This window comes from Paenibacillus sp. J22P218 (genome assembly GCF_056269195.1).
Window position 1 is genome coordinate 1395581 of record NZ_JBWDNL010000001.1, and the last position, 24278, is coordinate 1419858.

Below are 24278 nucleotides of genomic sequence, written 5' to 3' on the forward strand. Positions count from 1 at the left end.
GAAATGAGCACTGTAGACAAAAGCATTATTACGGATATATCTTTAGCACCGGAAGGCCATCTCAAGATCGATTGGGTCAGCGCCCATATGCCGGTGCTTAACCGCATTCGCGAGCAGTTCGAGAAGGACCAGCCGTTCAAAGGGCTGAAAGTAACGATCGCGCTTCATCTTGAAGCGAAGACGGCTTACTTGGCCAAAGTCGTTCAAGCCGGCGGTGCGGAAGTTACGATTACGGGCAGCAACCCGCTCTCGACGCAGGACGATGTGTGCGCAGCGCTTGTAGAAGACGGAATTACGGTATTCGCTAAATACAATCCGTCTGCTGAGGAGTTCAAGTCGCTCAACATTAAGGCGCTTGAATCAAAACCGGATCTCATTATAGACGACGGCGGCGACTTGGCAACGATTCTTCATTCCGAGCGTAAGGATCTCGCCGTTAATCTGCGCGGCGGCGCGGAAGAAACGACGACGGGCATCATTCGTTTGAAGGCCATGGAGAAGGACGGCTCGCTCGCATTCCCGATGGTGGCGGTTAATGACGCGTATTGCAAGCATTTGTTCGACAATCGTTACGGCACAGGCCAATCGGTGTTTGATGGCATCAACCGTACGACGAACCTCGTTGTTGCTGGCAAGACGGTTGTTGTTGTCGGCTACGGCTGGTGCGGCAAAGGCGTTGCGATGCGTGCAAAGGGACTTGGCGCGAACGTCGTTGTAACGGAAATCGATGCCATTAAGGCGGTCGAAGCTTACATGGACGGTTTCGCTGTATTGCCAATGCGTGAAGCGGCTAAAGTCGGCGAAATATTCGTTACCGTAACAGGCAACCGTGATGTTATTCGCGGCGAGCATTACGAAGTAATGAAAAACGGCGCGATCTTGTCCAATGCCGGACATTTCGACGTAGAAGTGAACAAACCGGAGCTTGCGGCGCTATCGAGCAGCATTCGTACCGTTCGTAAAAATATCGAAGAATATAAGTTGAAGGACGGACGCAGCATCTATCTGCTTGCCGAAGGACGACTCGTGAATCTTGCGGCTGGCGACGGCCACCCAGCGGAAATTATGGATATGACATTTGCGCTTCAAGCTTTGTCGCTTCGTTATGTGAACGAGCAATACAAGGATCTTGGCAATCATGTAGAAAAGGTTCCTTACGTGCTGGATGAACAAGTTGCGCGTTTGAAGCTGGAATCGCTAGGGTTCAGCATTGATACGCTGAGCGAACAGCAGAAGGCGTATCTGGACAGCTGGAAAGAAGAATAGATGATAAGGCAAGACGGCCGTCGGGGCAACCCGGCGGCTTTTTTGCGTTTCAAGCGGTTAACGTGCCAACGTGGAAACCTTTTGCCGCCATTGCACGTCAGTATGGAAAAATAAGCAAGGGGGAGTTTCAATGGTACTGAGAATAAGAAAGGGTGTGCGCTGGTTCGCACCTTTGGCGGTCATTATGTTAATGCTGCTCACGGCTTGCTCATCCGCCGATATGAACAGCAGCAGTCAGAAGTCTGATGGCAACGGAGCATCCGAAGAAGGGACCGCCGCCAGTGGGGATATGATCTTCTCAGATGAAGTTGCAAAAGCTCCTATGGAAGATGGTGGCGATCCCGACGGCGAAGCAGTACAGTCCGGAACCGGCTTTGCTGGCGGGGCAGCGGCTCAAGAAGACGGATACAGCCAAAAGATTATTTATTCGGCGGCGCTGACGATGGAGGTAGAAGAGATAGAGGCAGCGAAAACCGCGCTCAAGAACGCCATTCATCAGAGCGGTTCGTATATCTTGCAGTTCCAGGACACGAAGCAAAGCGGAGAGGTTGGTTCGACTTACACGATTAAAGTGCCTGCGGACGGCTTCATGCCGTTCATTGATCGGGTCGGTGAGATTAAGCATAGCCACTTCGAAACGAACGTGAACGGCAAGGATGTCTCGGAGCAGTATGTCGATACGGAATCAAGACTGAAGGCGAAGCAATTGGTGGAGACTAGGCTGCTTGTCATGATGGAGCAGGCAACGAAAGCCGATGATCTGCTTAAGTTCTCGGATCAGCTGTCCGCCGCGCAGGAAGAGATCGAAGTATTGAAAGGCAGGCTTCGTTATCTGGATCATAATGTGGCCTATTCGACGATAGAGCTCCGTCTCTACCAAACGGACCAGAGCTTATACACGGCCAGCGGGGAGAAAAAGGGGCTTGGCGCCAAAATGTCCGATGCGCTGACGGGCAGTGCCCAAACGGTGATTGACGGATTGAAGCTGCTGCTTGTATTCATCGCAGGAGCGATCCCGGTACTTCTTCTTCTCGCCATTATTGCCGCTCCGATCGTATGGTTCATGAAGAAGAAACGGGGACGGGCGAGCGGCGGCAGCAACAATCCGCCTGCAAATGACGACCATTCGCCTCCTGCCTTGTAGACGATCAAGGGAGTAAGGGCGCGAATTTATCGGGATGTCGAAAATATTCCCTTCTTGACGAATATGGGATATAGGTACTAGTTCCTAAGTTAATTTAGTCCTATTCGTGACTCTATAACTAAAACTGAACAATTTAGCAAAAATCCTGCTCACAGAGCAGGATTTTTATTTTAGGTGGCGAACTAGTTTATCTTAGTGGGGAAAAGTGGGGGAAAGTGGAGAGTTTGTGGGGAGGGGTGGAGCGGACTTATGTTTATGGGGGAGTTTCAACATAGCATCGATGAAAAAGGCCGCATTATTATCCCAGCAAAGTTCCGCGATTCACTCGGCTCCACCTTTATCGCTACCCGCGGTCTCGATAACTGCTTGTTCGTCTACCCGATGAGCGAGTGGGCCGTATTGGAAGAGAAACTTAAATCATTGCCGCTAATGAAAGCGGATGCTCGTGCGTTTACCCGGTTTTTCTTCTCTGGGGCAACGGAATGCGAGCTGGACAAACAGGGAAGGGTAAACCTACCCAGTCATCTGCGCGATTACGCGAAGCTGGACAAGGAATGTATGGTATTAGGCGTGTCCGGCCGCGTGGAAATATGGAGCAAACAAACATGGGACGGCTACTATGAGCAATCAGAGCAAGCGTTCAACGAAATTGCGGAGAAGCTCGTCGATTTCGATTTCAACTTCTAGAGACGACAACAAGATGAGGAGGGCGGATACGTGTTTCAGCATATTACCGTGTTATTGGAAGAAGCAGTTGATGGCCTCGACATTAAGCCGGACGGCATTTATGTCGACTGTACGCTTGGAGGAGCGGGCCATAGCGAGTTAATTGCGTCACGGCTAGGTGACGGAGGCCGTTTGATCGCGTTCGATCAAGACGATCTGGCGCTGGATAACGCTCGCGTTAGGCTTGCGCCATATATGGATAAAGTAACGCTCGTCAGAAGCAACTTTCGGGAGCTTGAGCAGCAGCTGCTTGGCTGCGGAGTGCCGGTGAAGGACGGGATACCTCAGGTCGACGGCATCCTATTCGATCTTGGCGTCTCAAGTCCGCAGCTTGACGAGGCGGAGAGAGGTTTCAGCTACAATCACGATGCGCCGCTTGATATGCGGATGGATCGCGAAGAAGATTTGACTGCGCATGAGATTGTGAATACGTGGGAGGAGCGGGACATATCCCGTATACTCGATCGTTACGGCGAAGAGAAGTTCGCGCGCAATATTGCCAGATCGATCGTGAAGGCAAGAGAAAAGGCGCCGATCGAGAAGACCGGAGAGTTAGCCGAGCTGATTAAGATGGCAATCCCGGCAGCGACCAGAAGGACCGGCGGTCATCCGGCGAAACGTTCCTTCCAAGCGCTGAGGATAGCGGTTAACGATGAGCTGGGCGCAGAGGAAGAAGCGCTTGAGCAGGCGGTTAGATGCTTAAGTCCGGGCGGCCGGGCATCGGTCATTACGTTCCATTCGCTGGAGGATCGTATCTGCAAGCAGATTTTTGCGAAATATGTTGAAAAATGCACATGTCCGCCAGACTTTCCTTTATGCGTATGCGGGAATGAAGGCGTTCTGAAATTAGTGAATCGCAAGCCGATTGTTCCAAGCGATAGAGAGCTTGAGATGAATCCGCGGGCAAGGTCGGCGAAGCTTAGAGTGGCTCAAAAATTGTAAGCTAGAGGGGGATTTGAGATGGCGTATGTGAATGGCAATTTGGCACTACAACCGAAGCGCAAGACGGAGCAGCAGCAACAGGCTATCCGAGAAACGAAACGTGTAGTGGTTAAGAAAAAAACGATACCGATGCAAGAGAAACTGCTCTATTTGTTCACTGTCCTGATGTGCGTTGTGGTGGCCTTTGTCATTATTTCCAGATACGCGCAAATCTACGATATGAACCTTCAAATCAAGCAACTGAACAACGAATACAAGACGCTGAATGTCGAGATGGAAGAACTGAAGAAGCAAGTCGAGATATTAAGCGCTCCTGAGCGCATTCGCAAGATGGCCGAGACGCAAGGCATGGTAAGCATAACCGACAGCGGTATTACGGTGAAGACCGGCGTGAACGAAAACGGCGTACAATCCGCTATGCGTGAATAGGGTGGTTGAACGATGAAGAAAAGAATTAAATTGAGGACTTTGGCATTTGGAGGGATAATGACCCTCCTTTTTCTCATTCTAATAAGCCGAATCTATTGGGTGCAAGTCGAAAAAGGAGCCTTCTGGTATGATAAAGCCAAGCAGCGCTGGTCGGCTCAGGAGACACTAGTGGCGAAGCGCGGGACGGTTACAGACCGCGACGGCAACGTGATTGCTATGGATGCGCGGGCATACACGGTTGCGGTTAACCCGCAGGCGATCAATGATGCCGGAATTACAGAAGAAGTGATAGCTGGTCTACATAAAATATTGAATAAGCCGGAGTCCGAGCTGCGTAAGCTCGTGACGGCAAAACGTGAAGACGGTACATTTTACAGTCAGCGGGAGGTGCGGCAGGAGGGCTATAAGATCGATAAAGCGCTGGCGGATCAAGTCAAGGCGTTGCGCGACGAATTGAAAGAGCAGCTGGCAAAGGATAAGAAAAAAGGAGTGAATGATGTTGGCATTTATTTGATGGATGAGCTGAAACGGTATTATCCTAGTCAATTGCTAGCCTCGCAATTAATAGGTTTCGTAGATAGGGAAGGCAAGGCGAAATCTGGCGTAGAGGCTTATTTCAACGATCAGCTGGAAGGCGTGAACGGCGAGATTAAGTTCCTGAAGGATGGCAAGCGTGTACAGCTGTCTGACGGGGAGGTGGAGTACCAAGCGCCGAAGGATGGTCAGAATATCGCGTTGACGATTGATAGCAACATTCAGAATTATGTGGAGGAAGCTCTGCGCGAAATCGTTGCAAAATACAATCCAAAGAGCATTACGGCTATCGCTGCGGATCCGAATACGATGGAGATACTGGCGATGGCGAATATGCCGGAGTTCAATCCGAACTCGTACTGGGACAGCAATTATGCCAATTACAATAATCATGGCGTTGTATCGTTGTACGAGCCGGGCTCGACGTTCAAAATCATGACGCTTGCAGCCGCGGTGGAAGAAGGGGTTTTCAATCCGAACGAAACGTATAAGTCGGGCAGCGTAACGATCTACGGCGATACGATTCGCGATATTCAACGCGGCGGCTGGGGGACGATTTCTTATCTAGACGGCCTTAAGCATTCCAGTAACGTTGCCTTCGTCAATCTGGGCTATCAGAAGCTGGGTGCGGAGAAGCTGCGCGATTATTTGACTAAGTTCGGCTTCGCTCAGAAAACGGGTATCCAGCTTAGCGGCGAGCGAACGGGCGTTATAAATATGCAGTATCCGATCGAGGTAGCGACTGCGGCGATCGGGCAAGGGGTTGCGGTGACGCCGATCCAACAGGTGGCTGCCGTAGCGGCTGTTGCGAATGGCGGCAAGCTGATGCAGCCGCAAATCATTAAGAGCATAACCGATCCGACGACGAATAAAACGACCGTATTTGAACCAAAGGTCGTTCGCCAGGTCATCTCGAAGGAGACGTCGCGCAAAGTCGGCGAATATTTGGAGCAGGTCGTATCCGACCAAGTGATTGGTACGGGCAGAAGAGCGTTTATCGAAGGCTACAGAATTGCAGGGAAAACGGGTACGGCGGAGAAATCGGATGGAAAAGGTTATTCCGAGGATAAATTTGTCGTTTCCTTTGTCGGCTATGCGCCGGTAGAGAATCCGAAGATCGTCTTGTATATTGTGGTCGACGAGCCCGATGACAGCACGGTCGGCGGCGGTTTGGTAGCAGCGCCGGCATTCCGCGAAATTATGCTGAAGAGCTTGCGTCATATGGGCATCATGCCGGATACAAGTTTAATTAAGGAAGAGGCTAAGAAGGAAGCAGCGATCGTCGTGCCTAAGGTGACGGATCTGCTGCTTGCGCAAGCGAAAGCGACATTGGCGCCGAAAAACCTTACGTTCGAGATTATTGGCAATGGCAAATCCGTTCTGCAGCAAATTCCGGCAGCCGGCAGCGTCGTTAACCCGAGTCAGCGCGTCTACTTGCTGACGGAACAGCGAGACAAGCTTAAAGTGCCGGATATGACAGGACTGTCCTTGCGCGATGCGCTAGAGATTACGACGTTGCTTGGCATTCAGCTTATCCCTGAGGGGCAAGGCTACGTCGTTTCGCAGAAGGAGGAGACGAAGAACGGCAAGCGGTCGCTTAAGATTGTATTGGCGCCTCAGACAGGGGCGGGTGTGATCGAAGAAGACAATGGCAGCGCAGAATCGGATACAGGCGATCAATCAAAAGGTGACGATTCTTCTTCGGGCGAGCAGAGCAGTTCGAATTCAACTAACGATGACGGAGCTGAGGGTGAAGGTACATCCGAAAGCAACGATAGCGCAAACGACAATGGAAGCAGTAATAGTGGCAACAGCGGTAAAGAAAGCGGCGGCGAACAGCCGAACTCGATTACCTCGGAGTAGCTTGCAAGAAGCTTGCTGCATGAGGCTTTGCGGCAGAAAGCTTGTTCTATAAACCCCTTGTCCCGAATAGGTTGGGAATGAGCGTTAGCGTACGCTCGTCTTAATCAGCGGGGCTTAAGGGGGAACATGTAATGAAGGTATCAAATGTAACGGTGAGAAGACGCTTATTTATCGTGCTCCTGTGTGCCGGAGTGTTGTTCATTGCATTATGCGTCCGTCTTGGCTATGTTCAGCTGTGGATGGGCGAGAAGCTAGCCGGTAAAGCCGAAGACTCTTGGAGGCGCAACATTCCTTATGCGTCCAAGCGCGGAGAGATATGGGACCGAAACGGCGTTCAGCTTGCGTATAATATAAGCTCGCCAACCGTTTTTGCCATTCCGGCTCAAATTAAGGACAGGCAAGCAGCCGCAACGGCGCTTGCGCCGCTTCTGGATATGTCCGAAGAAACGTTGTATAACAAAATGAAGCCGGGAACGATGATCGTAAGCTTGAAGCCGGGCGGCCGCAAGATGACGCTGGACAAGGCACAGCAAATTCGCGATCTGAGTATACCAGGCATCGTCGTTGCCGAAGACAACAAACGATATTATCCTTTCGGAAGCTTGGCGGCGCATGTGCTTGGCTTCACCGGTATCGACAACCAAGGGCTTACTGGCGTTGAGTCTAAGTTCAACGAGGAGCTGAGCGGTGTCGCGGGCAATGTATCATTTCTTGCTGATGCGGCCGGTCGGCAAATGCCTAATTCATCAGATACGTACATACCGCCTAAAGACGGCTTGACGCTTCAATTGACGATTGACAAGGCCATTCAATCGGTGATGGAGCGGGAGCTCGATCAAGCGATGACCGGGCTGCAAGCCGACAGCGTCATTGCCATTGCAATGGATCCAAAGAACGGCGAAATTCTAGGCATGGCAAGCCGACCGACCTATGAGCCGGCGAATTACAAGCAAGTTGCATCCGAAGTGTATAACCGGAATTTGCCGATCTGGATGACGTACGAGCCTGGCTCGACGTTCAAGATCATAACTCTTGCGGCGGCATTGGAAGAGAAGAAGGTTAACCTGACGAATGAGCGCTTCTTCGATCCTGGCGCGATCGAGATCGGCGGCGCTAGACTTCGCTGCTGGAAGAAGGGCGGCCATGGCAGTCAGACATTCCTTGAGGTCGTAGAGAATTCGTGCAACCCGGGCTTCGTCACGTTAGGCAATCGTCTTGGCAAAGAGAAGCTGTTCGAGTATATAAAAAACTTCGGCTTCGGGCAAAAGACGGGGATTGATATTGGCGGCGAGGAAAATGGCATTTTGTTCAAGCTGAACCAGGTTGGCCCTGTAGAGCTCGCGACGACCGCATTCGGTCAAGGCGTATCCGTCACGCCGATTCAACAAATCGCAGCCGTGTCGGCGGCCATTAACGGCGGGACACTGTATAAGCCTCATGTAGCAAAATCATGGATTAATCCGAGCACGGGCGAGACCGTTCAGACGATTGAACCCGAAGCGGTGCGTCAGGTCATATCGGAAGATACTTCAAGACAGGTAAGGGAAGCGCTGGAGAGTGTCGTAGCCAAGGGTACGGGCCGCAACGCCTTCATCGACGGTTATCGCGTCGGCGGCAAGACAGGAACGGCGCAGAAAGTCATTAACGGACGTTATTCGCCGAATGAGCATATTGTATCGTTTATCGGCTTCGCTCCGGCTGACGATCCGCAAATCGTTATCTATGTTGCGGTCGACAATCCTCAAGGGATTCAGTTCGGCGGGCTAGTAGCGGCTCCGATCGTGAGAAACATGATGGAGGACGCGCTTACGATTCTAGAAGTTCCTCGTAGAGATAAGCAGATCGACAAAACGTATAAGCTTGGAGAGACACCGATTATCGCTGTGCCGAATCTTGTAGGCAAAACGGTATCGGACATCTACGAGGATATGAACATGAATTTCAACCTGACGTCGGCCGGAACTGGCAGAACGGTCATTCGCCAAGCGCCTGCAGCAGGAACGAGAGTAGAGCGCGGATCGACGATTCGAATCTATTTGGGCGACGAGGATGATATAAACCATTCGCATTGATTATACTATACGGATCGTTAACGAGTATTTAACGAGCGTTCGTTCTATTCTGCCGATCAATTAACGATTGGGCGCGCGCCTGCATATATTGAATCCTGTCGAGTTACATCGAGGGAGGAGACTTTTGCGGATGCGTATTATCGAACTAGCTGAGCTGCTCATTACCGCAAGGCTTATAGGAGACGGAGAAATAGCGCCAACCGGTATTGCTTCCGATTCACGCAAGGTGGAGGACGGTCAATTGTTCATTTGCTTATCGGGGAGCAAGACGGACGGACATCTGCACGCGCCAGAGGCAGTACGCCGCGGCGCATGCGCAATCGTGGCAGAGAGAGAACTGGATATCGATATTCCTCAACTGATCGTGAAGGATAGCAGACATGCGGCAGCCGTCATCGCTGATCATTATTACGGCTATCCAAGCCGAGCAATGAAGCTGATCGGCGTTACAGGTACGAACGGCAAGACGACGACAACGTATTTGATTGAACAAATATTGCAGGACCAGCAGCAACCGACCGGCGTGATCGGTACGATTGAGTGGAGATATGGAGGCCGCGCCTTCGAGGTGTCAGGCACGACACCCCATTCGATAGAACTGCATCGTTATCTCGCAGAGATGAGAGATGCAGGCACTGCTTATTGTGCGATGGAAGTATCCTCGCACGCGCTAGCCCAAGGCAGGGTGAAGGGCTGCCGTTTTCGCACAGCCGTATTCACGAACCTGACGCAGGACCACCTCGATTACCATCAGACGATGGAAAGTTACGCGGCGGCCAAAGGGCTGTTCTTCTCCAGGCTGGGCAATACATTCATGGCTGATGCATCTGAACGAACGTATGCGGTGCTTAATGCCGATGATGAAGCTACCGCGTATTTCACGAGGCTGACTTCGGCGGATGTTGTGACCTATGGTATTGATCATGAAGCGGATGTGCGCGCTTCGAATGTTCGCATTACCGCAAGCGGAACAACGTTTCATGTCGCGACGTTCCGGGGCGAGATCGACATTTCGCTCCAGATGGCGGGCCGCTTCAACGTATATAACGCTCTTGCGGCCATATCGGCCGCCCTTATCGAGGGTATTGAGCTGTCGCGCATTAAAGCTAGTCTTGAATCTATTCCAGGCGTGCCCGGACGAATCGAATCCGTTCATGCGGGTCAGGACTTCGCCGTCATCGTGGATTATGCCCATACGCCCGATGGACTTGAGAATGTGCTGCTTGCGATTCGCCAGTTCGCGGAGAAGCGAGTACTGTGCGTGTTCGGGTGCGGAGGAGATAGAGATCGCAAGAAGCGGCCGATAATGGGGGCGATTGCGGCGGCTTACTCGGATTATGTGCTGGTTACATCAGATAATCCTCGCACAGAGGATCGTTTTATGATATTAAAGGATATAGAGGTTGGTTTGCGAGAGGCCATGATTAGCTCGAATAAGTACGAACTAATTGCTGATCGCAAAGCCGCTATTGAAAAAGCGGTTGAAATGGCAAGCCCAGGCGATGTAGTATTGATTGCGGGGAAAGGTCATGAAAACTATCAAGAGATTGAAGGCGTCAAGCATCCATTCGATGATCGCAGTGTAGCGAGAGACGCGATAAGGAGATTATTACATTGATTAGAAGAACGATTGAACAGATAGCGCAGATGGCTGGAGCAAGATACGCCGGAAGCAGCAAGGATATGATCATACATGGCGTGACGAAGGACTCGCGCCTTCCTTCGGTTGGCAAGCTGTACGTGCCGATTATCGGAGAGAAGTTCGACGGTCACGACTTTGCCGCGCAAGCGGTGGAGAACGGGGCGGTCGCCTCGCTGTGGAAAAAAGGACATGAAGTGCCGGAAGCGCTGGCAGATGTACCGTTGCTTATCGTGGGCGATACGCTTGTCGCGCTTCAGCGTCTTGCGGCTGCGTACCGCAGCGAGCTGCCCGTGCGCGTTGTTGGTATCACCGGCAGCAACGGCAAGACAACAACGAAGGATATGACAGCCGCAATCTTAGGTACGACCTACCATGTCCATAAGACGGAAGGCAACTTGAACAATGAGATCGGTCTTCCCATGACGGTTCTCGAGTTCGAAGAAGAGATTGAAGCTGCGGTGCTGGAGATGGGAATGAGCGGGTTCGGTGAAATCGATCTGCTGACGAAGATCGCTCAGCCCGATGCAGCGATCATTACGAATGTCGGCGACGCACATATGCAGCAGCTTGGCTCAAGAGAGGGCATTGCCAAGGCCAAGCTGGAAATTACGGCCGGACTCGGCGACACGAGCGTCTTGTTCTTCAATGGCGATGAGCCCCTGCTGAAGGAAGAGCTTAGCGGCATGACGTTGCCGGATGGGCTGCGCTGCCGCACGTTCGGTCTTGGCAGCGGGAACGAGTGGTCGGCGACCGATATTGTGCTGGAACCGGAAGCTTCTACGTTCACTGTTCTATATAATGGGGAGCCAAGCGAGCTGCAGCACATTCGCGTGCCTGTTCCGGGCGTGCATAACGTCAGCAACGCGCTAGCCGCAATCGCGGTTGGCAGGTTATTCGGGGTTCCGACTGCAAGCATTGTAGAAGGCTTAAGCGCGATTAAGCTGACAGGGATGCGTATTCAGCCGGTACGAGCGTTCAACGGCGCTATTATGCTGAATGATGCGTACAATGCGAATCCGACCGCTGCTCGCGCAGCAATCGATTTGATTGCGGAGCTGGACGGCTTCCGCCGTAAATGGATCGTGCTTGGCGACATGCTGGAGTTAGGTCCTGACGAGAATCAGTTCCATTATGATCTAGGCGCGTATATAACGCCTGACAAGGCGGATGCGGTACTCACGTTCGGAACGTTGTCGGAGCATACGTCAGCCGGAGCAAGAACGCAGTTTGCGAAAAGCGGCGCCGATGCGTCGGTCATTCATTTTGAAGATAAGGAAAAGCTTGCAGGTTGGCTCGCGGAGCAGCTTGCGCCGGAAGACATCTTGCTCGTCAAAGGCTCTCGCGGCATGAAGATGGAACAGATTGTCCAAGCTTTAGAAACGAGGTGAGGAAATGGATATGATGGTCATCTTATTCTCTATAGGCGCTTCCTTTCTGCTAGCTGTTCTGCTAGGACCATTGTTCATTCCCGTGCTTCGCCGCATGAAGTTCGGCCAGCAAATTCGGACGGACGGCCCGCAAAGCCATCTGAAGAAAAGCGGGACGCCGACGATGGGCGGCATCATTATTATGGTGGCGCTCATGATCGCCTTCCTGAAGTTCGCGGATAAGACGAATGAGTTCTGGGTACTGCTTATCGCATCGCTCGGTTTCGGTCTCGTCGGCTTCCTTGATGATTATATTAAAATCGTATTCAAACGCTCGCTCGGCTTGACGGCTCGGCAGAAGCTGCTCGGTCAGCTGCTGTTCTCGATTATCGTCTGCGCGCTGCTCTACAATATGGGTCATAGTACCGAGGTGTCCGTTCCCGGTACAGGCTGGGGCGTCGATCTCGGATGGTTTTATTACCCGCTAGTCGTCATTATGATGTTCGCGGCAAGCAATTCCGTGAACTTCACGGATGGACTTGACGGCTTGCTTGCGGGGACAAGCGCAATCGCATTCGGCGCGTTCACCATTGTTGCTCTGCAGACATCGTCGCATGAATCGGCTGTATTCTCCGCGGCTATGGTAGGAGCGGTGCTCGGTTTCCTAGTCTTCAATAAGCATCCGGCTAAAGTGTTCATGGGCGATATGGGCTCGCTTGGCATCGGCGGAGGTATCGCAGCAGTGGCGATACTGACGAAGACGGAGCTGCTGCTTATCATAATCGGCGGCGTATTCGTACTTGAGATGCTGTCCGTGATTCTGCAGGTCGCTTCTTTCAAGCTTCGCGGCAAACGGATATTCAAGATGAGCCCGATCCATCATCACTTCGAGCTGGTCGGTTGGTCCGAGTGGAAGGTCGTTACGGTGTTCTGGCTTGTCGGACTAGTTTTCGCAGCGCTTGGCTTGCTGTTCGTTATCTAAACATAGAAGATTCAGCGGCGCCCTAATCATAGGGCGTCGCTATGATCCATAGAAGGGACTGTCTGTTATGAATCATCCGTCAGCTTACGAGGGTAAACGGGTCGTCGTACTCGGTTTGGCCAGAAGCGGCGTTAGCGTCGCCAAAGTATTTCATAGCCTCGGAGCCGAGGTTGTCGTTAACGATATGAAAAAACGTGAATTATGCCCCGAAGCGGACGAATTGGCTGCTTTGGGCATTTCTGTGCTATGCGGTTATCATCCGAGCGATCTCGTAACGGCTGAAACCGCGCTGTTAGTCAAAAATCCAGGCATTCCATATACGGCAGCCCCTGTACGGCAGGCATTGGAGCATAACGTAGAGATTATTACTGAAGTTGAGGCTGCCTATTGGCTTTCACCCGCGCCGATCATCGGCATTACCGGCAGCAACGGCAAGACGACGACGACGACATGGCTTGGCGAGCTGCTGTCAGCAGCAGGCCTGCAGCCGATCATCGCCGGCAACATCGGCCGTCCGCTCTGCGAGGCTGCGCTTGAGGCATCGCCTGAGCATTGGCTTGTGGCTGAGCTTAGCAGCTTCCAGCTTAAGGGGACAATCGCTTTCCGGCCGCGTATAGGCCTATTGCTCAATCTGGCGGAGACGCACCTCGACTACCATGGCGGGATGGACGATTATATTGCATCGAAAGCGAAGTTATTCGCGAATCAGACGGCTGAGGACGTCGCTGTCCTTAATTGGGACGATCCCATTTGCCGCAAAATTTCAGAAGGACTTGCAGCGAAGCTGCTGCCATTCTCGTTATATGAGCGACTGGAGACAGGCGTATATGTGGAGCCTCCGTTCAGCCGGGAAGAAGAGAAAGCGGCGTCCTCGAGCGAGGCCGTGGCTAGGAAGATCGTATACCGCTCTGGCTTGAAGTCGGATAATGACGCCATCGTGGTCGTACCCGTCGATGAGTTAGGTATTCCAGGCCGTCATAACGTTGCTAACGCGCTTGCGGCCGTTGCTGCAAGCGTAGCGGCAGGGGCTGAGATAAAGCGGCTTGTAGAGCCTCTGCAGCAGTTTAAGGCGGTTGAGCATCGGTTGGAGTACGTACGCGAGGCTGGCGGGGTTAAATATTATAATGACTCGAAAGCGACCAATCCTGCTTCAACCATGATGGCAATCGGCTCGCTGCCGGGTAAAATTGTATTGATTGCGGGCGGACTTGACCGCGGCTCCGACTACATGGAGCTGCTGCCAATCTTCCGCGATCGGTTGAAAGGGCTTGTCGCGCTTGGCGAGACGCGCGGCAAACTGGCCCGCGTTGCCGAGCTGGCAGGTTTAGGCAGCGTCGAAATCGCCGAACCTGTGGAGGACGCCGAGCAGACGCTGCGACTAGCGGTTAAGCAGGCGGCGGCTCTTGCTGAGCCTGGTGACATCGTGTTGTTGTCGCCGGCCTGCGCGAGCTGGGATATGTTTGCCTCATACGAGCAGAGAGGGCGCATTTTTAAGGATTCAGCGCATACCTTGTAAGTAGGGGGCATGTCCCTACTTTCCCATGCTAAGAGGTGTGTTCGCTATGGTTAAAGCGCGTTCTGCCCCGGATATTTGGCTGCTGACAGCGATTGGGCTAATTCTGGCGATCGGGCTTGTGATGGTTTACAGCGCGAGCGCCGTGCTTGCTTTTCATGAGCACGGCGATCGTTTTTATTTTGTCAAACGTCAGCTTTTGTTTGCCGGACTAGGCGTAGGTGCGTTACTATTTACTATGAATACGCATTATTCGACGTGGAAGAAATGGGCGCCGGCAGCGATTCTCGTATGCTTCGGTTTGCTCGTTGTCGTATTAATCCCAGGCATAGGCGTCGTTCGCGGCGGCGCGCGCAGTTGGCTGGGCATTAGCTCGTTCGGCATCCAGCCGTCTGAGTTCATGAAGCTGGCGATGGTGTTGTTTCTTGCCAAATGGCTGTCGGAGAAGCAGCAGACGATTACGCAGTTCACGAAAGGGCTTATGCCGCCGCTTGGCCTCGTAGGTCTTGCGTTCGGACTTATCATGCTGCAGCCTGATCTCGGCTCAGGAACGGTTATGTTGGGCGCATCGATCATTCTTATTTTTACGGCTGGTGCTCGAATGGCGCATTTGGGCGGACTCGCCATGCTAGGTGTAGTTGGTTTCGTAGGTCTAATCCTAGCTGCTCCTTACCGGCTGCAGCGGATTACGAGCTTTCTCGATCCATGGGCTGATCCGCTTGGAGGCGGCTATCAGATCATTCAATCGCTTTATGCGATTGGACCGGGAGGTTTGGTCGGCCTCGGACTTGGAATGAGCCGTCAGAAATACAGCTACTTGCCGGAGCCGCAGACCGACTTTATATTTTCCATCGTTGCCGAGGAGCTAGGCTTTATTGGCGGCGCTGCTTTAATCTTATTATTCCTTGTGCTCATATGGCGCGGCATGCGCGCGGCGATTTCGGCTCCGGATACGTTTGGCAGCCTGCTCGCTGTCGGCATTACGGGCATCGTCGGCGTTCAGGTGCTGATCAATATTGGCGTAGTCATCGGGATGATGCCGGTTACGGGCATTACGCTCCCGCTTATCAGCTATGGGGGATCATCGCTGACGCTGCTGCTAACCGCGCTTGGCATTTTACTTAATATATCCCGTTATTCGAGGTGAAGGTTCATATGCGTATCGTATTGACCGGAGGAGGTACCGGCGGCCATATTTATCCGGCAGTCGCAATCGGCAAGCAAATGCAGCAGGACAATCCGGACACGCAGCTGCTTTATATCGGAACGAACAAAGGAATGGAGAGCCGCATCGTACCAGGGCAAGGAATTCCTTTTGAAGCGATAGAGATTACAGGCTTTCGCCGCAAGCTGTCTCTCGATAATGTGAAGACGGTGCTGCGGTTCTTAAAAGGCGTCAGACGCTCTAAGGCGCTGTTGCGTAAGTTCAAACCGGATGTCGTTGTCGGAACGGGCGGTTATGTATGCGGACCCGTCGTGTATGCTGCGGCGAAGCTGGGCATTCCGACGCTAGTTCACGAGCAGAATGCGATTCCCGGCTTAACGAATCAGTTTCTGTCCCGATACGCGAGCACGATCGGCGTTAGCTTCAAGCAATCGGAGAAGCTGTTCCCGAAGGCGAAGAAGACACTGTATACGGGCAACCCGTGCGCAACGAACGTACTTCGGGCGACGGCAGGCAAAGGTAGTGCTTCGCTTGGCATTCCGCCTCGCAGCCGCTTCGTGCTCGTTGTAGGAGGCAGCCGCGGGGCTAAGGCGCTTAACGAGGCGATGGTCGAGATGGCACCGCAGCTTGGGCAAATACCGGACGTTTATTTCGTCTTCGTGACCGGGGACAGTTATTATGCTTCGACCTCGAGCCGCATTGAAGAAGCTAGTCCAGGCGGTGTTGCTAATGTAAAACTTGTGCCGTACCTGAACAATATGGCAGAGGTGCTAATGGATGCGACGATTGTCGTAAGCCGCTCTGGCGCATCCTCGCTGGCGGAGATGACAGCACTTGGCTTGCCGTCTATCTTAATTCCTTCGCCTAACGTAACCAATAACCACCAGGAAGCGAATGCTCGGAGCCTCGTTGACGCGGGAGCGGCCGAGATGATTCTGGAGAAGGATCTAACAGGTTCAGCGCTGCTGAACCGCATTCAGAAGCTGCTGAGGGACGATAAGCTCATGAAACAAATGGCTGAGGCGTCGAAGACGTTTGCTATGCCTAATTCCGCAACGATTATCGCATCGGAGCTGAAGCGGCTGCAAGCGCGCAAGTAAGTAGGCGATTGTCACACAAAAGTACGCATAGGCATAATATACACTATATTCGTGACCATCGCCCAGGCGGCGGATGTCGCAACTATAATCGTGAATCAGCGGGAGTAAGTCCACGCTTACGAAGTAGGTTTTACTTCGTAAAACCTAAGTCCACGCTTACGAAGTAGGTTTACTTCGTAAACCTTTTAGGAGGGTCAACCAATGGAAGCAATTAAAGCGGAATTGGAACAAGCCGGCATCGGCGAAGTTCTGTATGATGTGCCGCTATCGAACTATACAACATGGAAAATCGGCGGCCCTGCCGATGTGTTAATTCTACCGGAGAGCAAAGAGCAGCTGATTGCTGCGATCCGGCTGTTGAATAAGCATCGGATAAGCTGGACGAATTTGGGCCGCGGCTCGAATATGCTCGTGAGCGACAAAGGGATTCGCGGTGTTGTGATTAAGCCGAGCGGTGGGTTGGATTTTGTGCGTTTCGACGGTTGCCTTGTAACTGCAGGCGCCGGCTATTCATTCATTAAGCTATCTGTCGTGGCAGGCAAAGAGGGGCTGACAGGTCTAGAGTTCGCGGGGGGAATTCCGGGCACGGTCGGCGGAGCCGTCTACATGAATGCGGGAGCGCACGGATCTGATGTGTCACGTATTTTTAAGTCAGCTGAGATTGTGCTGGAGACAGGAGAATTGGTAACGTACGATCGAGACGACATGAAGTTTTCCTATCGGCATTCGATTTTGCAAGAGCAGCGAGGGTCTGTTGTAGAAGCGACTTTCGAGCTTGCAGAGGGCAATCGCAAGGAAATTTCCGCAGCACTATCCGCTTTCAAGGATAAGCGCCGCCAAACACAGCCGCTACAGATGCCGTGTGCAGGCAGCGTATTTCGTAATCCGCCGAATGATTTTGCAGCAAGGCTTATTCAAGAGGCAGGCTTAAAGGGGTATCGCTACGGAGGCGCTCAAGTGTCAGAAGTTCATGCCAATTTCATTGTAAATGCCGGGCAAGCGACTGCTGAAGACGTTCTCGCCCTCATGTCCCATATTCAGCGCACCATAAAAGAGCGCTTCGGCGTGGAACTGGTGCCGGAAGTATTGGTGGTGGGTGAGCGGTAATTCGGAGGTGATACATTGGACAAATTGGTGATTGAAGGTGGGAAACCTCTCTCAGGAACCATAGTTATCCAAGGAGCGAAAAATGCCGCGTTGCCGATATTGGCTGCCAGCTTGCTGGCCGAGGGCACATTTACGATTGAACATGTGCCTGAATTGCTGGATATCGACGTCATGCTGAACATTTTGCGCGAACTGGGATGCCGCGCCGAGCATTCGGGAGATACGGTTGTGCTGGATACAAAGCCTGCTCATACGTCCCATGTGCCGGAATCGTTAATGAAACAAATGCGATCTTCTATTTTCCTAATGGGACCGCTCCTCGCCCGCTTCGGCGAAGCTGAAGTGTACCAGCCGGGAGGCTGCGCAATCGGCGAGAGAAAGATAGACCTTCATTTGCAAGGCTTGCAAGCGCTTGGAGCGGAGATTGAGGAGTTTGGCAACCGGATTGTGTGCCGTGCAGAGAAGCTGCGCGGGGCGGATATTCATCTAAGTTTTCCAAGCGTGGGAGCTACGGAAAACATCATGATGGCCGCTGTCAGGGCCGAAGGCCGGACGACGCTTACGAATGCAGCGCGCGAGCCGGAGATTCAAGATTTGCAACGTTTTCTAAACGCAATGGGTGCGAAAATCATGGGTGCCGGGACAGATACGATAACGATAGAAGGGGTACAGTCGCTTAATCCCTGTCAATATCGAGTCATTCCGGACCGTATCGTAGCAGGTACGATTATGGTTGCGGCAGCCGCAACGCGCGGCCAGGTTACGCTTCAGAACACGCAGCCTGCGCATCTGTCATCGCTAATCCATGTGCTGCGTCGCGCAGGTGTTCAAATTGTCGTCGACGGTGATATAATTAAAGTGGGCTGCGCTACTAGACCGAAGGCGGTTGAGAGAGTGGTTACATCGCCTTATCCGGCATTCCCTACCGATTTACAGTCACAACTGATGGTTCTTCTGACGTTGGCAGACGGTGTCAGCATTATGAAGGAAACGATTTTCGAAGGACGTTTGAAGCATGTCGATGAATTATCGCGCATGGGCGCCGATATTCGCGTCGATATGAATGCGGCTTTCATCCGCGGCGTACCTCGTTTGTATGGCGCAACGGTTGAAGCAACCGATCTGCGCGCAGGCGCTGCTCTTGTTATAGCGGGCTTGGCGGCTCACGGCCGTACGGTTGTGGAGCAGATTCACCACATTGACCGCGGTTACGACAAAATCGAATCGATGTTGACGAGGCTGGGTGCACGTATCTCGCGCTACTCGCCGGTGCCTAATAATTAATAGTATGCAAGCAAGTTCTGAGTTAGAAACGTCCGGCTTCATCCTCCTTTATACTTGATGCGGAGCCGGCGTCTTTGTGTAATGAAAGCTGCTTATGGCGTCATACGAACGAGAAGATACATGCTCTGAACATGGCCGCTCTTTTGAGAAACGGCTGCGTTTGGAGTTTTTCGCATAGAAAGTAGGGACAAGTTATGAGTGAAAACATGCCGGTCTTAAAAGAGCCAGCCAAGAAACGCAGAGGCAGCCGAAAGCTGCTGATTGTCCTGTTTTTGTTATTCCTCGTATTGCTTGCAGTGCTTTTCTTCAACTCTTCCATTAGCAAAATAGAAGAAGTGCAAATTGTGGGCACGAAGCTGGCCACCAATGCCGAGGTTGCCGGGGCGGCCGCCGTCGCGGCAGGCGACGCATTTTTCGGGACGACTTCGAGCACGATCGAGAAACGGGTAGAAAAGCTGCCCCAAGTTGAACAAGCAACGGTCAATAAAGTGTTTCCGGGAGTTGTCCAAATTACGGTACAGGAATATCCCATCGTAGCGTTCGAGTTGTCGCCGAAGGGCGAATTGACAGCTCTTTTGTCGAACGGCACGAGTATAGCATCGAAGATAGAAGCGATGCTCGTAGCGGACAAGCCCGTGCTCACCGGATGGGCGGCCAAAGACAAAGTAAAAGTATCGTTGATGAAGCAGCTTGGCAAAATTCCGGTAAAACAGTTGTCCGATCTTTCGGAGATTATTCCTGATCCGTCCAAAGCTTATCCTGACCGCATCAAGATCTATACGCGCACTAAATTCGAAGTCATTACATCCGTTGCCGTTCTGCCGGAGAAGATCGAAGCGCTTAATGCCGTTATTGAGACGCAGGAGCCTGGGCGGATTACGATGCTGCTTGCGGATACATACGTTCCGTTTAACTTGGGTGATTCGGAAGACGAGGAAGCGGATTCGGAATAAATATTCGGTTGAAGATCAACCCGTGTGATGAAAGATCACGCTGAATCCGGTATTTTTTCGTTCGCGGTACTCTTTTTCAATCATTTGGCACTTGTAAAAGCGCTTAAACATGGCGTAGTAGGAAAAAATAGACTACTCAATAGCTTGAAAGAATGGTAGAATTTTAGTTATCGCATTTATACTCGCTGAAGCTGACTGAAACAACATGGTGACATGAGCTCTGCAAGGGGCAGCGCTCGATTGTAAGTGAAGTTTGTAAGTGAAATAAGCACCGAAAATTTTGTAGAAAAAAGAGGGAAAATAATAGGCGCGTTGAATATGTAGAAATACCTTGTTTTGAATTATAGGGATGTGCAGGTCACAGACCTATACACTTGTCTATATTTCACCGAATACCGTTTTTGGGTGACGTTCCGGTATGAGCGGCTTAAAGACGGTACGAAACGGGAGCTTTGACCGCAAGATGTCAAAAGTTACCGTATGCGTTTGAAAATGGAAAATTAATTAATAAGTTGAAACGGAGGTGCCGCGGGTTGAGTAACAACGACATCATCGTCAGTTTGGACATCGGTACATCCAAGGTTCGTGCGATCATTGGCGAAGTATCTAACGGAGCCATTAATATTATTGGGGTTGGTTCTGCCGACTCTGAAGGTATTCGCAAGGGAGCAATTGTTGATATTGACCAGACCGTGCAATCGATCCGCAACGCCATCGAGCATGCGGAGCGCATGGTGGGTATTCAAATATCGGATGTCTATGTAGGCATCCAGGGCAACCATATTGCTCTACAGACGAACCGTGGTGTAGTAGCCGTATCCAATGAGGATCGGGAAATTGGTGAAGAGGATATTGAACGAGTGGTACAAGCTGCGAGAGTAGTGGCTTTGCCGCCGGAACGTGAAATTATTAATCTGGTTCCTAAACAATACTTGGTAGATGGTTTGGAAGGCATATCAGATCCGCGCGGTATGATCGGCGTTAGACTCGAAGTCGAAGCAACGATTGTTACAGGGACGAAGACCGCGATACATAACTTAATGCGGTGCGTGGAGAAGGCTGGACTGCGTATATCCGGCGTTATTCTATTGTCTCTTGCTTCTGGGGTCATGTCATTGACCAAGGACGAGAAAATGATTGGAACGGTTCTTACCGATATTGGCGCAGGATCGTGTACGATTGCGATCTACGATCAAGGCGGACTTGCCGCTACTTCAACATTGCCGATCGGCGGAGAATACGTAACTAACGATATAGCATACGGTCTGCGTACGCAGAGCGATCAAGCAGAGAAGATCAAGCTGAAATACGGCTGCGCGAACGTGACCGATGCGGCGGAGGACGTTAAGTTCAAAGTGACTCGCATGGGCAGCAACGCGGAGAAGGAATTTTCGCAGTTTGACCTTGCAAGCATTATTGAACCTAGGATGCAAGAAATATTCCATCTCATTAGGCAAGAGGTTCGCAAGCTGGGATATGGAGACAAAGTCAACGGCTATGTGTTGACAGGCGGTACGGTTTCCATGCCAGGCACGCTAGCGCTCGCTCAGTCCGAGCTCGAATCCAGCGTCCGTATAGCATTGCCGGATTACATTGGTGTAAGGGACCCAGCTTTCAGCAGCGGCGTCGGTATGATCCAATACGTATCGAAGTATATGGGGCCTCGCGGAACAGGAACTGTGAAGAAGCAGACAAGCCGCGCCAAGGCTGCTCCGGCAACTACATCCAAACCCGGTATGATGGAACGAATCAAAAACATGTTTAACGAATTTATTTGAAAATATAACATTCTATATGTCATCTAGTATAAGATGCTTATATTTCAACGCGAAACGCAGCTGCGCCGGGTAGAAACGGCTTCTGCCGTTTACGCATGACTGGGGGAAAAGAAGGATGTTGGAATTCGATATCGATCTTGAGCAGTTGGCTCAAATTAAAGTAATCGGCGTTGGCGGCGGCGGAAGCAACGCTGTTAACCGAATGATAGAAAACGGCGTTAAAGGCGTTGAATTTATTACCGTAAACACGGATGCACAGGCGCTACACTTGGCTAAGTCGGAGCATAAGCTGCAAATTGGCGATAAGCTTACACGCGGTCTTGGCGCAGGTGCTAATCCTGATGTTGGTCATAAGGCGGCAGAAGAATCGCGCGAGAGCATTACGAACCAGCTCAAAGGCGCTGACATGGTATTCGTCACAGCCGGCATGGGCGGCGGTACCGGTACGGGAGCTGCTCCTGTCATCGCTGAGATCGCTCGCGAATGCGGCGCTTTGACGGTAGGTGTCGTCACTAGGCCATTCACATTCGAAGGACGCAAGCGTGCTGGACAATCAGAGCTGGGTATCGAAGCGCTTAAGGAAAAAGTAGATACACTTATCGTTATTCCTAATGATCGATTGCTAGAGATCGTTGACAAAAAGACTCCGATGCTCGAAGCATTCCGTGAAGCGGACAACGTGCTTCGTCAAGCTGTACAAGGCATTTCTGATTTGATCCAGGTACCTGGACTTATCAACCTTGACTTTGCCGATATTAAGACGATTATGACTGAGCGCGGTTCGGCGCTTATGGGTATCGGTATTGCTACAGGAGAGAATCGTGCTGCGGAAGCGGCAAAGAAAGCGATTATGAGCCCACTGCTGGAAACGTCCATTGACGGCGCACGCGGCGTTATCATGAACATTACGGGCGGCAGCAACCTATCGCTTTATGAAGTCAATGAAGCAGCTGAGATCGTTACTTCCGCTTCTGATCCAGACGTGAACATGATCTTCGGTGCTATCATCGATGAAGATTTGAAAGACGAAATTAAAGTTACGGTAATCGCAACAGGTTTCGAGCACAAGCCATCGCCATCGCGGCATGCAGCAGCTCAGCCTCAAGCCGTGCAACCGGAAACGAGACAATCGACTGCTAGCTCGAACACGGTTAAGCCATTCGGCACGAGCACTGCGTCGAGCGATCAACTCGAAATTCCTGCCTTTTTGCGCAATCGTCCGCGCGGCGACCGCTAATATTACGAAACCCGCTCACTTGGCCTAGCCGAGCGAGCGGGTTTTTTGTTGTCTAGTGCCCCATAATATCAACCTCTGCCGCCTCTATTTGCCTACGTATTCAATCGCGGATTTTATATACATACTCGACAAAAAAAGATATGTCATGACGTCATGAATAGACAGACTTTGAAATACAATTTTTATATACTAGTGTCAATCGTTCTCTAGGGCGCCAGCTGCAAGGTATGGCAGGAAGGTGGCCAGTCTCTACATGTATGTCGATATTATGTTTCTGCGTGAGCTTCTTGTCGATGGCGCTATCTTGCTGACGACGGCCTGGGTTCGGCACCTGAAGCCTCGCCACTGGCGCATCCTTCTCGCTGCTGCTGTCGGAGGCTGCTATGTCATCTTGATGTTTTACCCCCAGCTTAGCTTCATGTTTACGCTTGGCGTCAAGGTCGCGATGTCGCTCGTTATGGTATGGATTGCTTTTGGCTTTGCGACGGTACAACATTATTTGCGCACTGTCGCAGCCTTCTATGCGGTCAACTTTATAGCGGCGGGTGCGATATTAGGTATCTATTATTTACTTATGCAGGGCTCTGGGGAAGTATGGAGGACGATCACATTTGTTAGCGGAAGCATGCATGTTGAGTTGAAAATGGGACTTTTTTATTTTATTGCTGCGTTTTGTATCGGTCTGTATATATACCGTACCGTATTGACGCAAAAACGAGAACGGGAGCTGGTGCATACCCATTTGGCTGCTGTAACGATTACAATCGGTGAACGAACGGAAACCTGTGTCGGTCTTATCGATACAGGCAATCAGCTGTATGATCCGCTTACCCGAACGCCGGTTATGGTGATGGAAGCATCGGTTTGGGAAGCGGATTTGCCTCCTGCGTGGATGAGCAGCATTCGCAGCTCCCAGGTCGATCGGCTCGTAGCCGGTATGGACAGTCAGCCTTTTGTTTGGCAAGATCGGCTTCGTCTCGTTCCGTATCGAGGCGTCAATCGCGGATCGCAATTCATGCTTGCGCTCAAACCGGATCATGTTGAAGTGAACAGGGAAGGACAAGTTTTTGAAACACGAAAGGTGCTCATCGGACTTGACGGCGGAAAGTTAGCATCTGATGGGGCTTACCAAGCGATCATTCATCCGTCAATGGTTAGAGAATAACGATCGCAA

19 protein-coding genes are annotated in these 24278 nt (G+C 51.7%); all 19 read left to right on the plus strand.

Annotation, left to right across the window (positions count from 1 at the left end; genetic code table 11):
* The first annotated feature begins 3 nt into the window (after positions 1-3).
* Positions 4-1266: an adenosylhomocysteinase gene (locus AC0YN0_RS05665; protein WP_475820386.1), complete on the plus strand. Its 1263-nt coding sequence runs from the start codon at positions 4-6 to the stop codon at positions 1264-1266.
* 130 nt (positions 1267-1396) lie between these two features.
* Positions 1397-2410, plus strand: coding sequence for a DUF4349 domain-containing protein (locus AC0YN0_RS05670; protein ID WP_475820387.1), 1014 nt, complete (start codon positions 1397-1399; stop codon positions 2408-2410).
* Between the two features lie 249 nt (positions 2411-2659).
* Positions 2660-3097 (plus strand): division/cell wall cluster transcriptional repressor MraZ, encoded by a 438-nt coding sequence (gene mraZ / locus AC0YN0_RS05675; RefSeq protein WP_442051916.1) that lies wholly within the window; start codon positions 2660-2662, stop codon positions 3095-3097.
* 30 nt (positions 3098-3127) lie between these two features.
* Positions 3128-4078, plus strand: coding sequence for a 16S rRNA (cytosine(1402)-N(4))-methyltransferase RsmH (gene rsmH / locus AC0YN0_RS05680; RefSeq protein ID WP_442051917.1), 951 nt, complete (start codon positions 3128-3130; stop codon positions 4076-4078).
* A gap of 18 nt (positions 4079-4096) precedes the next feature.
* Complete coding sequence (gene ftsL, locus AC0YN0_RS05685) at positions 4097-4507, plus strand: cell division protein FtsL (protein WP_475820388.1); 411 nt, start codon at positions 4097-4099, stop codon at positions 4505-4507.
* A gap of 57 nt (positions 4508-4564) precedes the next feature.
* Positions 4565-6904 (plus strand): penicillin-binding protein, encoded by a 2340-nt coding sequence (locus AC0YN0_RS05690; RefSeq protein ID WP_475820389.1) that lies wholly within the window; start codon positions 4565-4567, stop codon positions 6902-6904.
* 131 nt (positions 6905-7035) lie between these two features.
* Complete coding sequence (locus AC0YN0_RS05695) at positions 7036-8976, plus strand: stage V sporulation protein D (RefSeq protein ID WP_475820390.1); 1941 nt, start codon at positions 7036-7038, stop codon at positions 8974-8976.
* Positions 8977-9106: 130 nt separating this feature from the next.
* Positions 9107-10594 (plus strand): UDP-N-acetylmuramoyl-L-alanyl-D-glutamate--2,6-diaminopimelate ligase, encoded by a 1488-nt coding sequence (locus AC0YN0_RS05700; RefSeq protein WP_475820391.1) that lies wholly within the window; start codon positions 9107-9109, stop codon positions 10592-10594.
* Positions 10591-12006, plus strand: coding sequence for a UDP-N-acetylmuramoyl-tripeptide--D-alanyl-D-alanine ligase (locus AC0YN0_RS05705; RefSeq protein WP_475820392.1), 1416 nt, complete (start codon positions 10591-10593; stop codon positions 12004-12006). Before AC0YN0_RS05700 ends, AC0YN0_RS05705 begins: the two co-directional genes overlap by 4 nt.
* Positions 12007-12010: 4 nt before the next feature.
* Positions 12011-12967: a phospho-N-acetylmuramoyl-pentapeptide-transferase gene (mraY, locus tag AC0YN0_RS05710; protein ID WP_475820393.1), complete on the plus strand. Its 957-nt coding sequence runs from the start codon at positions 12011-12013 to the stop codon at positions 12965-12967.
* Between the two features lie 67 nt (positions 12968-13034).
* Positions 13035-14483: a UDP-N-acetylmuramoyl-L-alanine--D-glutamate ligase gene (gene murD, locus AC0YN0_RS05715; RefSeq protein ID WP_475820394.1), complete on the plus strand. Its 1449-nt coding sequence runs from the start codon at positions 13035-13037 to the stop codon at positions 14481-14483.
* 46 nt (positions 14484-14529) lie between these two features.
* Positions 14530-15627, plus strand: a complete 1098-nt coding sequence (gene spoVE, locus AC0YN0_RS05720; RefSeq protein WP_475820395.1) for a stage V sporulation protein E — start codon at positions 14530-14532, stop codon at positions 15625-15627.
* A gap of 8 nt (positions 15628-15635) precedes the next feature.
* Positions 15636-16745, plus strand: coding sequence for an undecaprenyldiphospho-muramoylpentapeptide beta-N-acetylglucosaminyltransferase (murG, locus tag AC0YN0_RS05725; RefSeq protein WP_475820396.1), 1110 nt, complete (start codon positions 15636-15638; stop codon positions 16743-16745).
* A 201-nt stretch (positions 16746-16946) separates the two neighbouring features.
* Positions 16947-17852, plus strand: a complete 906-nt coding sequence (gene murB / locus AC0YN0_RS05730) for a UDP-N-acetylmuramate dehydrogenase (protein WP_475820397.1) — start codon at positions 16947-16949, stop codon at positions 17850-17852.
* Positions 17853-17867: 15 nt separating this feature from the next.
* A complete protein-coding gene (murA, locus tag AC0YN0_RS05735; protein WP_475820398.1) occupies positions 17868-19136 on the plus strand; it encodes a UDP-N-acetylglucosamine 1-carboxyvinyltransferase in 1269 nt (422 codons plus the stop codon).
* 194 nt (positions 19137-19330) lie between these two features.
* The gene (locus AC0YN0_RS05740) at positions 19331-20089 is read left to right on the plus strand and encodes a cell division protein FtsQ/DivIB (protein ID WP_475820399.1); all 759 of its coding nucleotides are present in this window, start codon (positions 19331-19333) and stop codon (positions 20087-20089) included.
* A 533-nt stretch (positions 20090-20622) separates the two neighbouring features.
* Positions 20623-21867, plus strand: coding sequence for a cell division protein FtsA (gene ftsA / locus AC0YN0_RS05745; RefSeq protein ID WP_475820400.1), 1245 nt, complete (start codon positions 20623-20625; stop codon positions 21865-21867).
* 115 nt (positions 21868-21982) lie between these two features.
* Positions 21983-23104 (plus strand): cell division protein FtsZ, encoded by a 1122-nt coding sequence (gene ftsZ, locus AC0YN0_RS05750; protein WP_337098627.1) that lies wholly within the window; start codon positions 21983-21985, stop codon positions 23102-23104.
* Between the two features lie 253 nt (positions 23105-23357).
* Complete coding sequence (gene spoIIGA / locus AC0YN0_RS05755; RefSeq protein WP_475820401.1) at positions 23358-24269, plus strand: sigma-E processing peptidase SpoIIGA; 912 nt, start codon at positions 23358-23360, stop codon at positions 24267-24269.
* Positions 24270-24278 lie beyond the last annotated feature (9 nt).